13 protein-coding genes and 7 tRNA genes are annotated in these 14,818 nt (G+C 72.9%); 16 read left to right on the top strand and 4 right to left on the bottom strand.

Features of this window, described 5'->3' with window-relative positions; translation table 11 throughout:
- Window positions 1–13: 13 nt before the first annotated feature.
- The 9 genes from CS0771_RS06500 to CS0771_RS06460 all read left to right on the top strand — a co-directional run bounded on the left by CS0771_RS06500 (window position 14) and on the right by CS0771_RS06460 (window position 2,098).
- Window positions 14–87 (top strand) — tRNA-Gly (locus CS0771_RS06500).
- Between the two features lie 32 nt (window positions 88–119).
- On the top strand, window positions 120–563 hold the full coding sequence (locus CS0771_RS06495) for an HNH endonuclease (RefSeq protein WP_212840205.1): 444 nt from the start codon (window positions 120–122) through the stop codon (window positions 561–563).
- A gap of 35 nt (window positions 564–598) precedes the next feature.
- A tRNA-Ala gene (locus CS0771_RS06490) sits at window positions 599–674 on the top strand.
- A gap of 1 nt (window position 675) precedes the next feature.
- Window positions 676–749 (top strand) — tRNA-Arg (locus CS0771_RS06485).
- 29 nt (window positions 750–778) lie between these two features.
- Window positions 779–852, top strand: a tRNA-Pro gene (locus CS0771_RS06480).
- Between the two features lie 15 nt (window positions 853–867).
- Window positions 868–941 (top strand) — tRNA-Glu (locus CS0771_RS06475).
- Window positions 942–958: 17 nt separating this feature from the next.
- Window positions 959–1,041 (top strand) — tRNA-Tyr (locus CS0771_RS06470).
- Between the two features lie 6 nt (window positions 1,042–1,047).
- Window positions 1,048–1,121: transfer RNA gene (locus tag CS0771_RS06465), tRNA-Cys, on the top strand.
- Window positions 1,122–1,159: 38 nt separating this feature from the next.
- Complete coding sequence (locus CS0771_RS06460) at window positions 1,160–2,098, top strand: threonine/serine dehydratase (protein ID WP_212840204.1); 939 nt, start codon at window positions 1,160–1,162, stop codon at window positions 2,096–2,098.
- Between the two features lie 21 nt (window positions 2,099–2,119).
- On the opposite strand, the gene CS0771_RS06455 is transcribed toward CS0771_RS06460, so the two are convergent.
- The gene (locus CS0771_RS06455) at window positions 2,120–2,977 is read right to left on the bottom strand and encodes a PIG-L deacetylase family protein (protein ID WP_212840203.1); all 858 of its coding nucleotides are present in this window, start codon (window positions 2,975–2,977) and stop codon (window positions 2,120–2,122) included.
- An 80-nt stretch (window positions 2,978–3,057) separates the two neighbouring features.
- Window positions 3,058–4,344 (bottom strand): MFS transporter, encoded by a 1,287-nt coding sequence (locus CS0771_RS06450; protein WP_244870641.1) that lies wholly within the window; start codon window positions 4,342–4,344, stop codon window positions 3,058–3,060.
- 176 nt (window positions 4,345–4,520) lie between these two features.
- On the opposite strand from CS0771_RS06450, the gene CS0771_RS06445 reads away from it, so the two are divergent.
- Window positions 4,521–5,048, top strand: a complete 528-nt coding sequence (locus CS0771_RS06445; protein WP_212840202.1) for a SigE family RNA polymerase sigma factor — start codon at window positions 4,521–4,523, stop codon at window positions 5,046–5,048.
- A complete protein-coding gene (locus tag CS0771_RS06440; RefSeq protein WP_212840201.1) occupies window positions 5,045–6,190 on the top strand; it encodes a hypothetical protein in 1,146 nt (381 codons plus the stop codon). Before CS0771_RS06445 ends, CS0771_RS06440 begins: the two co-directional genes overlap by 4 nt.
- A gap of 95 nt (window positions 6,191–6,285) precedes the next feature.
- Here CS0771_RS06440 and CS0771_RS06435 read toward each other — a convergent pair whose 3' ends face one another.
- Complete coding sequence (locus CS0771_RS06435) at window positions 6,286–6,972, bottom strand: DsbA family oxidoreductase (RefSeq protein ID WP_212845655.1); 687 nt, start codon at window positions 6,970–6,972, stop codon at window positions 6,286–6,288.
- A gap of 102 nt (window positions 6,973–7,074) precedes the next feature.
- Here CS0771_RS06435 and CS0771_RS06430 point away from each other — a divergent pair, with 102 nt between their 5' ends.
- Complete coding sequence (locus CS0771_RS06430; protein ID WP_212840200.1) at window positions 7,075–7,839, top strand: SGNH/GDSL hydrolase family protein; 765 nt, start codon at window positions 7,075–7,077, stop codon at window positions 7,837–7,839.
- Between the two features lie 143 nt (window positions 7,840–7,982).
- On the opposite strand, the gene CS0771_RS06425 is transcribed toward CS0771_RS06430, so the two are convergent.
- Complete coding sequence (locus CS0771_RS06425) at window positions 7,983–8,765, bottom strand: maleylpyruvate isomerase family mycothiol-dependent enzyme (RefSeq protein ID WP_212840199.1); 783 nt, start codon at window positions 8,763–8,765, stop codon at window positions 7,983–7,985.
- Window positions 8,766–8,909: 144 nt separating this feature from the next.
- Between CS0771_RS06425 and CS0771_RS06420 the strand changes: the two genes are divergently transcribed.
- The 4 genes from CS0771_RS06420 (at window position 8,910) to CS0771_RS06405 (ending at window position 14,801) form a co-directional block, all read left to right on the top strand.
- Window positions 8,910–9,842, top strand: coding sequence for a hypothetical protein (locus CS0771_RS06420; protein WP_212840198.1), 933 nt, complete (start codon window positions 8,910–8,912; stop codon window positions 9,840–9,842).
- A gap of 156 nt (window positions 9,843–9,998) precedes the next feature.
- On the top strand, window positions 9,999–10,520 hold the full coding sequence (locus CS0771_RS06415) for a SigE family RNA polymerase sigma factor (protein ID WP_244870640.1): 522 nt from the start codon (window positions 9,999–10,001) through the stop codon (window positions 10,518–10,520).
- A gap of 1 nt (window position 10,521) precedes the next feature.
- A complete protein-coding gene (locus CS0771_RS06410; RefSeq protein ID WP_212840196.1) occupies window positions 10,522–11,679 on the top strand; it encodes a hypothetical protein in 1,158 nt (385 codons plus the stop codon).
- A 260-nt stretch (window positions 11,680–11,939) separates the two neighbouring features.
- Complete coding sequence (locus tag CS0771_RS06405; protein WP_212840195.1) at window positions 11,940–14,801, top strand: hypothetical protein; 2,862 nt, start codon at window positions 11,940–11,942, stop codon at window positions 14,799–14,801.
- The last annotated feature ends 17 nt before the right edge of the window (window positions 14,802–14,818 follow it).

The raw sequence follows: 14,818 nt of genomic DNA, 5'->3' as shown, positions 1-14,818 counted from the left end.
GTGAAACATTTCCGCGGTTGTCGCACAACGGCAGTGCGCTGCCTCGCCATGGCAGAGACCCGGGTTCGACTCCCGGCTACCGCTCCAACCCGACCACAGCATTCCAAGGAGGTGACCCGATGAACGCAGTACTCGTCCTCAACGCCGATCTCGGCCCGCTCCACCGGGTCAGCCTGCGTCACGCCCTGCGCATGCTGTGGCGGCAGGTCGCGGTGGTGCACGAGGCGGAACCTGATCAGGCCATCGGGGTCTTCCCGATGCCCAAGGTGGTGCGCCTGGTCAGCTACGTGGTGACCCGCTGGCGCTTCAGCGGCGGGCCCACCTGGTCCCGGCGCGGCGTGCTCGTCCGCGACCAGCACCGCTGCGCGTACTGCGGCGGCGCCGCGTACACCATCGATCACGTGCTGCCCAGCTCGCGGGGCGGCCGTAACACCTGGCTCAACACGGTGGCCGCCTGCGGCGGCTGCAATCAGCGCAAGGGCGATCGCACGCCCGCCGAGGCGGGGATGCCGCTGCGGTACCACCCGGCGGTGCCTTCGTGGGCGATGCTGGCTCGGCGCTGACGGCTGCGGGTCTCCATGGGGGCCCGCAGCCCTTCGGGCTCATAGCTCATCTGGTAGAGCGCCGCTCTTGCAAAGCGGAGGTGGCCGGTTCGAGTCCGGCTGGGTCCACCACGCCCTGATGGCGCAACGGGACAGCGCACCGGTCTACGAAGCCGGGGGTTGCAGGTTCGAATCCTGCTCAGGGCACGAGGACGCGGTGGGGGGCCGCGTTCGAACGGGATGTGGCGCAGCTTGGTAGCGCGCTGCACTGGGGGTGCAGAGGCCGTCGGTTCGAGTCCGGCCATCCCGACGCAGGGAAGTCCACGGCGCGGTGGACGAAGGGGAGAGTCGCCCGCCTTTCAAGCGGGAGTGCTGCGGGTTCGAATCCCGTCCGCGCTGCTGTAACAAATGATCATGCGGATGCGCCGACGCTGGAGAGTCGGGCCCGGCTGTAACCCGGGTGCCTTCGGCTGAGTGGGTTCGAATCCCTCCGTCCGCACTACACGGCCTCGCGGCGTTCCGGGTGGAGCGCTCCGTCTGCAAAACGGATGTCCTCGGGTTCGACTCCCGGCGTGGCCTCTGCTCGTGCCGTCCACCGTGGGTTCTAGGGTGCGGGCATGACCATTACCCGGGCGGATGTGGACACCGCCGCGGCGCGGATCGCCGGGCGGTTCCGGCGTACGCCGCTGGCCGTGATCGAGCCGGGCGGCCTGTTCGGCGCGTCCTGGCTGAAGTGCGAGTACATGCAGCACACCGGCAGCTTCAAGGCGCGCGGCGCGCTCAACCGGGTGCTCGCCGCGCAGCAGGCCGGCGAGCTGGACCCGGCGGTGGGCGTGGTGGCCGCGTCCGGCGGCAACGCCGGGCAGGCCGTCGCGTACGCCGCGCGGACCTGCGGCGTCCCGGCGACCGTGTTCGTGCCGGAGACCGCCCCGGCGGTCAAGGTCGCGAAGCTGCGCCACCTCGGCGCGCGGGTCGAGCAGCACGGCACCGAGTACGCCATGGCCTACGAGGCGGCCGTCAAACGCGCCGCCGACACGGGCGCGGTCTACTGCCACGCGTACGACCAGCCGGAGATGGTCGCCGGGGCCGGGACGATCGGCCTGGAGCTGCTGGCGGACCTGCCGGACGGGTTCGACACCGTGCTCGTCGCGGTCGGCGGGGGCGGGCTGATGGCCGGCGTCGCCGCCGCGCTGGCCGGACGGGCCCGGGTGGTCGGCGTGGAGCCGGTGCACGCGCCCAGCCTGCACGCGGCGCTGGCCGCTGGCCGCCCGGTCGACGTCGCGGTCTCCGGGATCGCTGCCGACTCGCTCGGCGCGCGGCGGCTGGGCGACATCGGGTACGCCGTCGCGGTGCGGACCGGGGTGCGCAGCGTGCTGGTCACCGACGACGACATCATCGCGGCCCGCCGGACGCTGTGGGCCGAGCGGCGCATCGTGCTGGAGCACGGCGCGGCCGCCGCACTCGCCGCGCTGACCAGCGGCGCCTACCGTCCCGCCGACGGTGAGCGGGTGGTCCTCGTCGCCTGCGGCGCCAACACCGACCCGGCCGACCTCTGAGCCGGGCCAACGAAGCCGTGCTCAGAAGACCTTGGTGAAGTATTCGCGGCTGAGGATGCGGAAGTAGATCCAGGAGGGCAGCTTGTCGTAGCCGGGCTGCACCGCCTGGAGCACCGTCACCTGGCTGACGTGGGCGTCGAGCGCCGCGCGCTTCTCGCCGCCGACGCTGTCGATGGTCATCGCCACGGTCGGCTTGGGCAGTCCCTGCGCGGGGTCGGCCGGGTACATGTCGCGGAAGGTGGGGGACAGCTCCTTGGCCACCGAGATCATCGACTCGGGCAGGGTCGCCTGGTAGAAGTGCTTCACCGGGAACGCGGGCTCGTGCCGCCGGTCGCCGAGGACGCCCTTCACCCATACCCCGACCTGCTCGTGGTCGGGGTGGCCGTAGAAGCCGACCCGGTCGTCGAAGCTCACCACCACGCTGGGCCGGTACTTGTCGATCAGGTCGGAGATGGTCTGCCGCGCCTTGGCCGCGTCGGCGCCGGGCAGGCCGCCGTCGGGGAAGTCGAACAGCTCGACGTTGTCGGCGCCGAGCACCCGGCCGGCCTCGGCGGCCTCGACGGTGCGGCGCTCGGCGAGGTCGGACAGGGACGTCTTGGGCACGTCCGCGGCCTCGCCCCGGGTGAGGTATGCGATGGTGACCTCGGCGTCGGCCTCCTCGCTCATCCGGCGCAGCGAGCCGGCCACGGTGATCTCGTCGTCGGGGTGCGCGAAGACGGCGAGCAGCTTGCGGGGCGCGTCTTCCGGGAAAAGGCTGTCTGTCAGCGGCACGCCGGTGTCGTTGACGTACCGGTTGAGGCCGAAGACGACAGCGGCCGGGAGGACCACCAGGCACGCCAGTACCGACAGGAGGATCTTGTTACGCCGGGAGACGCGCATGGTGCTGTTCCGTTCCGAGGGGGTGTCACGGCCACCGCAGGGGTGGTCGGATCACCTTAGTCGGTGTTCAGCGCCGCACGTCAGCGGGCCGGTCCCCGGTAGCGCAGGAACGCCGGGACGGCCAGCGCCAGCGCCGTCATGCAGACGATCACCAGCCCGCCGCCGCCCGCGACCGCGGCGCCCGCTCCGGCCACCGGTACCGCCACCCCGTGCAGCAGGTCCGCCAGGCGCGGCCCGCCCGCCACCACCATGGTGTGCACGCCCTGCATCCGGCCGCGCATCTCGTCGGTGGCGGCCGTCTGCAGGATCGTGCCGCGGAACACCATCGAGACCATGTCGGCCACGCCCGCCAGCCCGAGGAACACCACGGCCAGCCAGATCGAGCTGCTCAGCCCGAAGCCCACGATCGCCGCGCCCCAGGCGCACACGGCGAGCACCACCATCAGCCCGTGCCGCCGGATGTGTGAGAACGTGCCGGAGAGCAGGCCGCCGACGAGGGCGCCGATCGGCACCGCGGCGTAGAGCAGGCCGAGCGCGAAGTTCTCGTCGACGCCGGGGTAGGCGGTGTCCGCCAGCTGCGGGAACAGGGCCCGCGGCATGCCGAGCACCATCGCGATCACGTCGGCGGCCATGGAGACCATCAGCAGGCGGTGGGTGGCCAGGTAACGGAAGCCGTCCAGGATGTCGCGCAGCCCCGCGCGCCGGGCGGTCCCGTTGAGCGGGGGCAGCGAGGGCAGCCGGTACACGGCGTACAGCGCCGCGGTCAGTGCCAGCGCGTCCAGCAGGTACAGCAGGGGCAGGCCGAGCAGCGGGATCAGGGCGCCGGCCAGCATCGGCCCGGCGATCTGGCCCGCCTGCATGACGGTCGAGTTGAGCGCGCCCGCCGCGGGCAGCTCAGCCGCCGGGACCAGCCGGGCCACCGAGGCGGTGCGGGCGGGCATGTTCATGCCGAACAGCGCCTGCTGCACGGCGACGAGCACCAGCAGCAGCGGGATGGACTCCAGGGAGAGCGCAGCCTGCGCCCAGAACACGAGCAGCAGCAGCGCGATGCCGCTGTTGGTGAACAGCAGCATCTTGCGCCGGTCCACGGTGTCGGCGATCGCGCCGCCCCACAGCGCGAAGACGACCAGCGGGACCAGCCCGGCCATGCTGGCGATGCCGACCCAGACCGACGAGCCGGTCATGTCGTAGATCTGCTTGGGCACCGCGACCGCGGTCAGCTGGCTGCCGAGCGCGGTGACGATGGTGGAGCTCCACAGCCGCCGGTACGGCTGGTGCCGCAGCGGCCGGGTGTCCATGAAGAACCTGCGACGGGGCGCGGCTGCGGCGGCACCTGCCTCGACCTGCTTCTCCACGACCTCGCTCACGGCGAGACCTTAGCCGAGCTAACGACCTCTTGACCAGGGGCGAGTGATCCAGGCAACGAGTACGCGAAAAATCGTCGAACGGGCGGCAACCTTCACCCCGGAGGGCGCATCTTGCATGTCGTCACTACGGCAGGAACACCGCACCTGTCACCACCTCACCACCAACGGGGGCATCAGTGGTCGACTCGCTAACGGCTGAGTTCGACAGCTTCGTCAGGCACCGCTCGCCGTCGCTGCTGCGCGCGGCGTACCTGCTCACCGGCGACCAGCACCTCGCCGAGGACCTCGTGCAGTCGGCGCTGGCCCGCACGCACCGGTCCTGGCGGCAGCTGCACGACAGCGGCAACGCCGAGGCGTACACCCGCAAGGTCATGTACCACCTCCAGGTCGCCTGGTGGCGCCGCCGCAAGGTCGCCGAGGTCCTGCCCGGCGAGCTGCCGGAGCGGCGGGCCCGGGGCGGCGACCACGCCGGCACCTCGGCGCTCAAGCTCAGCCTGCGCGCGGCGCTGCTGCAGCTCTCCGACAAGCAGCGAGCCGTGCTGGTGCTGCGCTTCTTCGAGGACCGCACCGAGGCCGAGACGGCCGACGTGCTCGGCGTGACGGTCGGCACCGTCAAGTCCCAGACCAACAAGGCGCTCGCCCGGCTGCGCGCGATCGCCCCCGAGCTTTCCGATCTCCACGCCGCGAACGGAGTCGCCCGATGAACGCCCCGATGGACAACCTGCGCTTCGGCCTGGCCGAGCTGGCCGAGGACGTGAAGCCGGTCGACCTGCGCGACCGGACCCTGAAGACCTCGCGCCGGCTCGGTGCGCAGCGAGCCGCGCTCACCTCGGCGCTGGCGGTGACCCTGCTCGCCGGTGCGGCCGGGGTGGCGCTCGCGGTGGTGGACCGCGGCGGCAGCGCGCCGGTCGCGCCCGGCGCCTCGGCGAGCGTGACGGCGAGCCCGTCGCTCGCGCCGTCCCCTAGCGCGCCCCCGGCGGCCGCCTTCGAGCCCGGCACGGTCTACTTCGTGAACGGGGCCAGGTCCGCGAAGGTAGACGTGTACCGCCTGGACATCGGCGACTGCGACCTGTCCCTGCCGCTGAAGTGCGGTTCGACGGCCACGGAAGTCCGCACGATCGTTCAGGGCGGCGACAGCTGCTCCAGCAACTCGGTGGTCGTCTCGCCGGACGGCCGGCACCTCGCCTGGGTGAACGGCGACGAGAACGGCACCGGCGGCGGCCTCGTCGGTAACCTGATCATCGCTGACCTGGCCGGGGGCAATCCGCGCCAGGTGGAGCCGAACGTGATCTGCGGCGGCGGCCGCGCCCTGGTCTGGTCGGCGGACTCGGCGAGCATCCACGTCCGCAAGATGGACGACACCGCCCAGGGCACGGTCGACGCGGCGTCCGGCAGGTACACCGCCCAGCCGCGGGAGCAGTGGGAGGAGGCCGTCGCGACCGCGCTCGGGTTCCGGGGCACGATCGGCGGCGGCAAGCTGACCGTAGCGAAGGCGGACGGCTCGGACTCCCGTTCGATCAGCTACACCGACCCGAACGGCATGGATGCGATCGTGGTCGGCGTCTCGGCCGACGGCCGCTACGCGGCGGCGGGCGTGGGCAGCGGTGACCCGAGCCGCCAGCTCGGGGTGGCGGCGGTGCTCGACATGGCGACGGGCAAGCGGGTGAAGTTCTCGGTCGGCACCGTGGACTGGGTGGCCTTCCGGCCCGACGGGTCCATGGTGGTCACCGTGGCCGGTAAGCCGAACAGCCTCTACTACCTGGACGCCACGCTGAAGGTGACCGCCGAGGTGACCGTGCCGGACACGCTGGCCGACGCCCAGCCGCTGTGGCACGTGGCAGGCTGACAGGGATCGCCGACTGACGATCTTGTTTCACGTGGAACATCGCGAAGAAGCACGAAAGGGGCCATCCGGGTGGATGGCCCCTTTCGGGTGTCCGATCAGACCGTGCAGGAGTCGTCGTCGCACTGCTCGCCGCGGGGCGTGGGCAGCGTGGTCAGCGGCGAGCCGGATTCGCGGCGGCGCACCTCGTCGAGGACCTCACGCAGGGTGGACGGGTCCTGGGCACCGCTGATCGCGTACTTGCCGGCGAAGACGAACATCGGCACGCCGGTGATGCCCAGCTCGCGGCCGGTGGCCAGCTCGTGCTGCACCTCGGCGACACCCTCGGCCGAGTCGAGCAGCTCGCGTACGCCCTGCTCGTCGTGGCCCAGCCCGGCCGCGACCGCGGCGAGCGCGTCCCGGGAGCCCAGGTCGGCGCCGTCGGTGAAGTGGGCGCGGTGCAGCGCCTCCACCATCGGCCGCTGCTCGCCGCGCTGCCCCGCCCACCAGATCAGCCGGTGCGCGTCGAAGGTGTTCGCGTTGATCGCCCGGTCGAAGTTCATGGTCAGACCCTCACCCCGGCCGACCTCGGTGACCTGGGCGAACATCCGCTGCACGGTCGCCTCGCCGCCGTAGCGGCGGCCCAGCCACCGCACCAGCGGCCCGGACTCGGCGGACGGGTCGAGCTGGAACGCACGCCAGGTCAGCTCGACCGGCTCGGTGAACCCGTCCAGCGCCTTCAGCAGGCGCTGCTCGCCGATCCAGCACCACGGGCACACGACGTCGGAGTAGATCTCGATCTGCACGATGAGGACCAACACGGCCGCCCGCCTGACTGTTCCCGCTGGACGTTGGGTGTGCGCAAGGGCACGAAGCGTGGGCGCCCGGCGCGGTGGCAAGATGTCGCGGTGAGTTGGAGCAGGTATGCGGCGCTGGGGGACAGCTTCACCGAGGGCATGGACGACCCGTACGACGACGGGGTCTTCCGGGGCTGGGCCGACCTGGTGGCCGGCCGGTTGAGCGAGCTGAACGGGCCCGGCTTCGCCTACGCGAACCTCGCCATCCGCGGGCGCCTCTACGACGCGATCGTCGCCGAGCAGGTCGAACCCGCACTCGCCATGAAGCCCGATCTGATCAGCTTCGCGGCGGGCGCCAACGACGTGCTGCGCCGCCGCTGCGACCCGCCCGCGCTGATGGAGCGCTTCGAGGCGACGATCACGCGGATGCGGGCGACCGGGGCCGACGTGCTGATGTTCCGGTTCGCCGACGTGATGTCCCGGCTGCCCGGCAACAACCTGGTGGCGCCGCGCATCCGCTTCCTCAACCGGGCCGCGGGCGAGGTCGCCGACCGCACCGGCGCCCGGCTGGTCGACCTGTGGAACGACCACGAGTACGCCAACCCGGCGCTGTGGAGCATCGACCGCCTGCACATGTCGGCGGCGGGCCACCGGCGCACGGCGGCGCACGTGCTCGCGGTGCTCGGCGTCCCGGCGGATCCGACCTGGTGGGACGTGCCGCCGCGTCCCGCGGTCAAGCCTTGGCTGATCGCCCGCTCCGACGACGCGCGCTGGGCGGGCCGCTACCTGGCCCCCTGGATCAAGCGCCGCCTGACGGGCCGCTCCTCCGGCGACGACGTCCGGCCCAAGCGCCCCGACATGCTCCCCCTCGACTGACGCGGTGCCCCCGAACCGGCCGCGGTCTCCCCGAAACCGCACCCCTGGGCCCTAGCCTGCCTGCAGTTTCCCCGAAACTGCGGCCCTCGGCCCTGATGCGGGTGCAGTTTCCCTGAAACTGCGGCCATGACGGGCGGGTGCGGTCAGGGGGCGATGTTGAGGCGGGTGAGGACGCGCTCGGCCAGGGCGGTGTCGCCGGTGATCCAGATCTGCTGGCGGTCGCGGGTGGTGCGGCCCGCGCCGAGCAGGGCGTACGCCTCCCAGGTCAGCAGCGCGTGCGCGGTGGCGGGGTGGGCGTCGGCCGGGGCCACGGAGGCGCGGCCGTGCTCGTCCACGTACACGGTGAAGTCCTGGGGGAGTTCGCCGAGCGTGGTGAAGCGCACCGCCGAGCCGGGCGGCGCGCCGGCGCCCTTGGCCACGATCCGGGGCAGCGACTGCAGCATCAGGTCGCGGGCCACCTGCGCCCCGGCCGAGCCGAGGTTGCCGGGTCGGCGGACCGCGCGGCGCACGTCCTGCTCGTGCACCCACAGGTCGAAGGCCCGGCCGGTCAGCTGCACCACGAACGGCACCGTCGCGTTCGACCACACCCACCAGCCGGGCGCGTCGGCGGCGCGCAGCTCGTCGGTGAGCTGGCGCTCGCGCTGCGGCAGCAGGGCCCGCAGCGCGTCGAGCACCTCGGCGCGCGGGGTGCCGCGCCACAACGCGACGCCTGAGTCGATCAGCTCCTGTGGCGGCCCGGCGGGGGCGGCCCCGCCGTCGGCCATCCACTGCTCCAGGCTGACCACGTGACCGTAGACGTCGCCGACGCTCCAGCCGGGACAGTCGGTCGGCGCCGCCCACTGCTCGTCAGTCAGCTGCTCCCCGAGCTTGAGCAGGGCGTGCAGGCTGTGGCGGCAGGCCGCGGCGGCGCGGTCGTGTGACGACATGTGCCGCAGCCTTCCGGCTCCGGCCGCCGGGCGCAAGCATCCCGCTACTCTTAAAGGTTCTTTACAGTTCGATTGAGGTGCGAGGCCTTAAGCTGCCCGCACGGCAGACGATCTCCGTCCCCGCCGCAGACCGAAGGACTGACTGTGCAGACCGATCGCCTCTCCCGCACGCTGACCCGCCGCGGCACCCTCGCCGTGGCGGGTGTCTCCCTGCTCCTCGCCCTGGCCGCGTGCAGCGGCTCGTCCAACGGCGACGAGGCCGCCCCGAGCACCGCGCCGCAGACCCAGGAGCAGCCGAAGCCCACGGTCCCCACGGCGTACTACTACGCGTACGACGAGAAGGCGATGAGCACCGTCGTGCTGCGCCTGGAGAACGGCAAGGCCGAGAAGCTGGCGACCATCCCGTCGCCCACGTTCGGGGTGCCGAACTCGCTCACCCTGGCGCCGAACGCCAGCCTGCTGGCGTGGGTCCAGGCGCCCGACGGCGGCAAGGGCGACCTCTACCTGGCGGAGGTGGCCGGCAGCGGCAGGCACAAGGTGACCGGCGGCGTGTACGACGCAGGCTGGGCCGTGCGCTGGAGTGCGGACAGCCGGTCGGTCGCCACCAGCGTCGGCATCGTCGACGTCAACACCGGCCGGGTCACCAAGGGCAAGCTCACCGCGCAGTCGCGCGGCGGCGAGTTCCGCGCGTACGGCGACGGCAAGGCGGTCGTGGTGACCGACGGCACCGGCAAGGAGCTGCGCCGGGTGCCGTTCACCACGGCGTGCAAGGAGTGCGAGGGCGGCCGCCCGTCGGTCGTCTCGGTGTCGATCGACGGCCGGTACGTCTCGATCGCGAACTCGCCGACCGACGCGTCGCGCGCCGACGCCGCGTACACCGTGCTCGACACGACCACGGGCAAGGCGGTCACCCTGCCGAAGTTCAGCGGCATGCTGTTCCAGACCGACGGCTCGTTCGTGCTGCGCGTCGGCGAGGAGGGCAGCCGGAAGCTGGTGCTGGTCGACGCGGCCGGCACCGTGCTCGCCGAGTCCGCCGAACCGGCCGAGCTGGCTGGCGCCCGCCTGTTCGCGAGCTGAGCTGCGGCTGTCACATCCGGGGCACCCCTGCGGGGGTGCCCTTTTCGCTGCCCGGACGCAAACCGATCTCAGGTGCAACCGGAGCGGGGGACAGCGCGTGTTGGTGCCGTCCGCCGGATGACGCGGGTGCCAACGGGGAGGAACAGTGTGACCACGGTGTCCACACCACACGGGGAGGTCTGGGTCGCGAGCCCGCCGGCCGAGGCCGGGGTACGCGACTTCGACGAGTTCTACGCGGCGTCGTTCACGCCGCTCAGCCTCCAGCTGTACGCGTATCTGGGCGACCTCGGCGAGGCGCAGGACGTGGTGCAGGAGGCGTTCTGCCGGGCGTACGCCCGCTGGAGCCGGATCAGCAGGTACGACGACCCGGTCGCCTGGGTGCGCAAGGTCGCCTGGAACCTGGCCACCAGCAGCTTCCGCCGCAAGCGCACGGCCCTCAACTTCCTGCGCCGCCAGCGCGAGGAGCACTTCGAGGGCCCCGACCCGGACCGGGTCGCGCTGACCCGCGCGCTCGCGCAGATCCCCGCACAGCAGCGGCGGGCGGTGGTCCTGCACTACATGGCCCAGCTTCCGGTCGCCGAGATCGCCGCCCAGGAGGGCGTCGCCGAGGGCACGGTCAAGTCCTGGCTCAGCCGTGGCCGTGCCGCGCTGGCCGCCCAGCTCAAGAAGGAGAACTGAGATGCCCGACTTCGACGACGACCTGATCAGCGACGCCTTCGCCGGTTTCACCGCCGCGGCCGCACCGTCGGTACGCGCCACCGGGACCGGGGCGGTACGGCACACCGTCAAGCGCCGCCGGGCCCGCAACACCGTGGCGCTCAGCGTGCTGGGGGCGCTGCTGCTGGCGGTGCCGGTGGCCGCGTACGCCTCGATGGACCGCGGCAGCCAGGGCCCGCCGCCGGTAGCGGCCTCGCCCGAGGTGACGGTCTCCCCGAGCCCGTCGCCGAGCCCGTCCGCGGTGCCGACCGGCCCGGACGGCCGGTTCACCCTGTCGCAGCTGACCGCGGCGAAGGTCGAGGTGCCCGCCTGGACGGGCGGATCCGGACAGAGCTGCGCCAGCGGCCGGGTGAGGCTGCCGAAGATCAAGGACGTGCAGTACTTCAACGTCCCCGGGGACGTGGGTCTCTTCTCGGTGGTGCACACCAACCTCGACGACGACGCCGCGCTGGAGACGGCCGCGCTGATCGCGTGCAAGACCGGCGAGGCGAGCCGGCGCCGGGTGCTGGCCTTCGACCGGGATGAGAACGGCCGCACGGTCATGACGGGGATCGTCGCCAGCGGGAGCATCTGGACGATCGCCGCCAATCGGCAGGGCGGCATCGACGCCGACGTGTCCGACTTCCAGGCCTGCTGCTCCACCCCGAAGGTCATGGAGTTGCACCAGATCCGGACCTACGGCTGGAACGGCACCGCCTTCGCCCAGCTCAGCGGGCCGGAGGAGTTCGCGGCGCACGACGGGCTGATCGACCTCGCGGTCTCCGTCAAGGGGATCACCTGGGCGGAGACGAAGCAGATCACCGTCGCCGGGGCGAAGCGTCCCTACCGGACCGCGACCGTCGTGCTCAAGGTCGTGAACAAGGGTCCGGCGGCCTCCGGCGAGTGGATGGTGCTGCTCGACGACAGCGGCCAGGCTGAGGCGCTCAGCGGCATCGGGCAGGCGCAGCCGGTCCTCGATGCCGGTGCCACCGTGGAGGTGACCGTCACCTTCCGGGTGGACGAGACGATGTTCGACGTCAACGACGGCGCGCGGCTGTGGGTGTACGAACTCGGCACCGTCTCCTCCGGCTACGACCGGAACAAGGACGACAACCGGACCGTCGCCGCGTACCCGAAGTGACCGCGGCCTGACGGGCTGACGCGCGGGGTGTCCCGGACGGGGCACCCCGCGTCGGGGGGCGTGCCGGGGTCGCCGAATCTGGGTACGGTGTCGTACGTGGGCCGCTCGCTCGGAGCGGTCCATGGGACTCCGCCGATCCGACACGGCGGCGCCGCAACCTTTTGGTAGGCGGTACCGCGTCTGTATCTGGGCGGCGGCGGCCGGGCAGGCCGGGGAAGCGCTTCCCGACGTGCCCGCACCGACGAGGAGAACCGCGCTGCATGAGCATCCCCACCCCCGACCGGGTACGTGAGCTGATCGAGCAGTGCTGGCAGGCGCAACGGGGCGCGGCCCAGCTGGCGCTCGCCGAAGAGGCGATCGCGCAGGCCGACGCGCTCGGCGACGACCTGCTGCGCTTCCACGCCCGGATGGCCGCGACCGAGGCCTACCAGCGGGGCGGCCGGCCGGCCAAGGGCTTCGTCACCTTCTCCTGGTGCCTGGCCCGCTACGACGCCCATCCCGAGCGCTACGGCGACCAGGAATACCTGCTGCTGTGGCACTACAAGTACATGGTCAACTCGCTGACCCGGTTCCCGGACGTGCCGCTGGCCCGGACGTACGCGGTGCTCGACGACATGCAGCAGCGCTACCAGCAGGGCGGGCACAGCCTGCAGACGGTCCACAAGCATCGCTGGCTGGTCGCGTTCCACCTGGGCGACGACAAGGCCGCCGACCTGCACTACGAGCGCTGGCAGGTCGCGCCGCGCGACGGCAACTCCGACTGCGTCGGCTGCGACCCCACCGACCAGGTGCTGCACCTGGCCGCGCGCGGGCGCGACGAGGAGGCCATCGCGCTCACCGCGCCGGTGCTGGCCGGCCGCCTGACCTGCGTCGAGCAGCCGCAGGAGATCCTCACCGCGCTGCTGCTGCCGTACCTGCGCACCGGCCGGCTCGACGAGGCGCGCCGCGCGCACCACCAGGCCTACCGGTCGGTGCGGGACCACCGGAGCAAGCTCGGCACCGTCGCCGAGCACGTGTACTTCCTCGCCGTCAGCGGCAACGCCGTGCGCGGGCTGGAGCTGGTCGAGCGGCACCTGCCCTGGCTCGACGAGGCGCCCTCCCCGTTCGTGGAGATGGACTTCGCCGCCGCGGCCGCGCTGGTGCTGCGCCTGCTGGCCGACGCCGGGCACGGCGACCAGGCGGTCCGCGGCGCCGAGCAGAGCGTGGCGGAGCTGGCCGACCGGCTCGCCACCCACGCCGGTGCGCTGAGCAGGCGCTTCGACACCCGCAACGGCACCAGCACCCAGGGGGACCGGATCGCCGCCGTGCTCACCGCTCGGCCGCTGGTCGAGCACCTGCCGCTGAGCCTCGCGGCACAGCCGGGCGTGTCCCCGCCGCGCCGCCCGGAGCGGCCCCGGCCCGTGATCGACCCGCTGCCGGACGTCCCCGCGGACGCCGAGCTGGACGAGCTGCTGGAGCTGATCGAGGAGGCGCTGCGGCGCGACGAGGAGCCGCGCGCCGACGCGCTGTGGCAGCGGATCAGCCCGTTCCTCGACGCGCACTGGCTGACCGCCCTGCAGCGCGGGCGGCTGGCCGATCTGCGTGGCATGCGGCTGCACGGTGACGCCGTGGCCGAGACCGAACAGGCCTGGACCGAGGCGCTGGAGTGGTACGCCAAGGCGGGTGACGACATCCGCGGCCAGCGCATCCGGGGCCGGCTCGGCCTGCACCGCAGCCGCCACGGCCAGCCCGAGGAGGGCCTGGCCCAGGTGCGCGCGTCCACCGAGCACCTGCTGGCCCACGGTGAGGCCAAGGACCGGGCGGGTGCGCTGCGCCGGCTGGCGGTGGCCCTGCTGCACGCGCAGCAGCCGGCCGAGGCCATGGCCGAGCTGGACCGGATCGCGGCGGTCGGCGAGCCCGACCCGGGCCCGCGGGTCCGGCTGCAGGTGCTGCTGCTGCGGGCGCAGGCGCTGGGCGCGGACGGCCGGGTGCGGGAGTCGGCCGACGCGGCGCGCGAGCTGATCGCCCAGGCCTCGGCGGAGGAGCAGGGTGAGCTGGTCGGCCTGGGCGAGTTCTTCCTCGGCCAGGGCCTGAGCATGCTCGACGACAGCGGCGGGGCGGTGCAGGCGTTCGACCGGGCGCTGTCGTACGAGCTGCCCGAGCCGCTGGAGCAGGAGGTGCGCGAGCGGCGGGCCGTGCTGCTGGCCGGCACGGTGCGCGCCCGGGAGGTGGTCGACGACCTCGCCGCCCTGGTGGCACGGCTGACGGCCGAGCAGCGGGCCGGCGCTGAGTACGACGACGACGCGGACCACTCCCGGTTCCACCTCGCGGTCGCGCTGTTCAACGCGGGCCGCCCGGAGGAGGCGGCCGAGGTGGGCGAGGAGGCGGTGTACGGCGCCGACCGGGCCGGCAACCAGAACCTCGCCGACCAGGTCCGTCACCTGCTGGCCGCGATCTACCAGCGCGTCGGCGACACCGACCAGGCCCTGTCCTACCTCGACCAGCTCGCGGTGAACCTGGACGGGTTCGACAACGCGGCGGCCCGGGCGCGGGTCCTGGAGCAGGCCGGTGAGCTGCTGTTCGACCTCGACCGGGACGGGCTCGCGGCGCAGCGGCTCGGCTCGGCCGCCTCGGCGTACCGGGTGGCCCGGCTGCCGCTGGACGAGCTGCGGGCGCGCCGCCGCCAGGCCGTCGCTGCGATGTACGCCGAGGAGCCCGAGCAGGCCCGGCAGGCGGTCGAGCTGGCCGACGCGGCCGCCGCCGCGCTCCCGCCGGGCCTGGCGGTCGAGCCCGAGGCGCGCTACGAGCTGGCCTGGCTGGCGCTGGACGGGGCGCGGGCCATGGTCGCCGCCGGTGACCCGGAGGCGGCGCTGAGCCGGGTGCGCGCGGCGCCCGACCGGTTCCGCGAGCTGGAGGCGTTCGGCGAGGCGTTCCTGGCCGAGCTGGCCACGGGCGAGGTGCTGCTCACCCTGGGCCGGGCCGAGGCCGCCGAGCCGCTGCTGCGCTCGGTGCTCAACGGCCTGCCCCGCGACTCGGCGACGCTGCCGCGCGCGGCGTACGCGCTCGCGCACGCGTTGCTGCAGTCCGACCGGGCCGACGAGGCACACCGACTGGCAGGGGAATATGGGTTCGAACTGGACTAAACGGACGTTAAGGTGCC

The organism is Catellatospora sp. IY07-71, assembly GCF_018326265.1.
In the GTDB taxonomy this organism is placed as follows: Bacteria; Actinomycetota; Actinomycetes; order Mycobacteriales; family Micromonosporaceae; genus Catellatospora.
The sequence above is the reverse complement of the archived record's forward strand: the minus strand, read 5'-3'. Positions and strand labels throughout refer to the sequence as shown.

Coding starts and splice junctions, on each gene's coding strand:
- CS0771_RS06495 (WP_212840205.1), top strand. CDS start 120: ATGAACGCAGTACTCGTCCTCAACGCCGATCTCGGCCCGCTCCACCGG.
- CS0771_RS06460 (WP_212840204.1), top strand. CDS start 1,160: ATGACCATTACCCGGGCGGATGTGGACACCGCCGCGGCGCGGATCGCC.
- CS0771_RS06455 (WP_212840203.1), bottom strand. CDS start 2,977: ATGCGCGTCTCCCGGCGTAACAAGATCCTCCTGTCGGTACTGGCGTGC.
- CS0771_RS06440 (WP_212840201.1), top strand. CDS start 5,045: ATGAACGCCCCGATGGACAACCTGCGCTTCGGCCTGGCCGAGCTGGCC.
- CS0771_RS06425 (WP_212840199.1), bottom strand. CDS start 8,765: ATGTCGTCACACGACCGCGCCGCCGCGGCCTGCCGCCACAGCCTGCAC.
- CS0771_RS06410 (WP_212840196.1), top strand. CDS start 10,522: ATGCCCGACTTCGACGACGACCTGATCAGCGACGCCTTCGCCGGTTTC.
- CS0771_RS06405 (WP_212840195.1), top strand. CDS start 11,940: ATGAGCATCCCCACCCCCGACCGGGTACGTGAGCTGATCGAGCAGTGC.